Below are 1,671 nucleotides of genomic sequence, written 5' to 3'. Positions count from 1 at the left end.
GCGTTGGGCGGGCGGTCGCCTGCGAAGTTTGAGCTGGCGTTTATCGCGTCGCTGGAGTCTTCCAGTGGCCGGGAGGAGGCGGTGATGGCTGCCGCCTAATTGGCGGGTCCCTGGTCAGGCTGGTTGTCCAGAACAGACCATGCCAAAATTTGACTCAGACCCGGACCCCGCCCCTCACCCCACACGCCACGAGCACTCGGGAACACCCCGGAGAGTAAACGACACCACCGGCACAGCCAGAAGGCTATGCCGGTGGGGAACAGACGAGACACCATTCGTCAGAGGGGCCGGGGACACGCACCCGACATATCCCCTGCTAGTGGCAAATGTCCTCGTGGTTCTGGTGAGCCGCACCCTCGATCTGAATAGTGGCGTGACTAATGCCTACCTCACGCAGGGCGTTGTGCACACTGTCCAGCAGTACGCAGTGCCCCTGAGCGAAGCAACCACTGTCGCCGGTGACGACGTGGGCGGTGACGAGCACCTCGGAGCCATCGACGCTCCAGACGTGAAGATCGTGCACGCGGTCCACCCCGTCGACGGCGGTAATCGCCTGCTCAATGGAGTCAGTGTCAACCCCATCGGGCACCCGCTCCATGAGAACAGCCATCGCCTGCTTCAGCAGCCCATAGGTGCGCGGAAGGATGAGTGCCGCAATCACCAGGGACGCGATGGTGTCGGCCAACTGGAAGCCGGTGAAGCGAATGATGAGGCCGGCGACGATGACAGCAACGGACCCCAGCATGTCGGACAGCACATGAAGGTACGCACCCTTCATGTTGAGACTGTCATTTTGACGGCGTGCAAGCACCAGCGCCGAACCAACGTTCGCGACGAGGCCGATGACGGCGACGACGAGCATGAGTCCGGTATCGATGGGCTCAGCGTTGCCAAAGCGGAGGACGGCCTCAACGACGATCCACAAGGCGATGATGCCGACTGCCGCGGCATTGATCGCGGCGGCAAGGACTTCCACGCGGCGATAGCCGTAGGTGGCTTGGCGCGTGGCCTGGCGGCGGCCGATCAAAATGGCCGCAAGAGCCATGACCAACCCTGCCGAATCGCTGAGCATGTGGGCGGAGTCTGCCAGCAAAGCCAGTGAACCACTGATGACACCAGCGATGACTTCAGCAAGGAAGATCGTGCCAGTGAAGGCGATGACGATCAGCAGCGCGCCGAGTGAATCCGGAGCGTGACTGTGCCCCAGTCCCCCATGGTCGTGGTCGTGGCCGTGGGAATGCCCATGGCTGTGACCGTGCGAGTGATCGTGGGCGTGATCGTGCCCATGCTCGTGCGCGTGGGCTGAAGCTGCGGCGGTTGTTTGTGCCATGGGTGCGAGTATAGCCCGCAATTACCCATTATTGAAAACTTAATGAAAAGGCGCAGTTCAACGCCATTAAATGGCGCCACCCAACACCCTTTCAAGGCCTCGTCGCCACATACCCACACCCCACCTCCACACCACAAACACACGCACGCTCCACACACCTCCCGCCACTTCTTGACCCACCACCACCCCCAAGGGGTCTGCTTCAATTTTTGGCATAGGGCAAACTAGCCCCCAGGGGTCCCGCGCCCCGATGAACTCCCTACCTCAACACCCCGCAAGGAACCCCTATGCCCCGCTACAGCGACGACATCAAAGCACTCGTGATCGAAGCCCTCGAAGCA

At 61.6% G+C, this 1,671-nt stretch carries 1 protein-coding gene; it reads right to left on the bottom strand.

The window, feature by feature from the left end; all coding sequences use genetic code 11:
- Positions 1–316: 316 nt before the first annotated feature.
- The gene (locus C1Y63_RS12370; protein ID WP_106016745.1) at positions 317–1,330 is read right to left on the bottom strand and encodes a cation diffusion facilitator family transporter; all 1,014 of its coding nucleotides are present in this window, start codon (positions 1,328–1,330) and stop codon (positions 317–319) included.
- Positions 1,331–1,671: the final 341 nt, after the last annotated feature.

Source organism: Corynebacterium sp. 13CS0277 (genome assembly GCF_002994655.1).
Lineage (GTDB): Bacteria > Actinomycetota > Actinomycetes > Mycobacteriales > Mycobacteriaceae > Corynebacterium.
Note: the sequence above shows the minus strand (reverse complement) of the source record. Positions and strands in the feature narration are given on the sequence as shown.

What these genes read in the sequence shown, in the direction of transcription:
- C1Y63_RS12370 (WP_106016745.1), bottom strand. Translation starts at nt 1,330, where the DNA reads ATGGCACAAACAACCGCCGCAGCTTCAGCCCACGCGCACGAGCATGGG.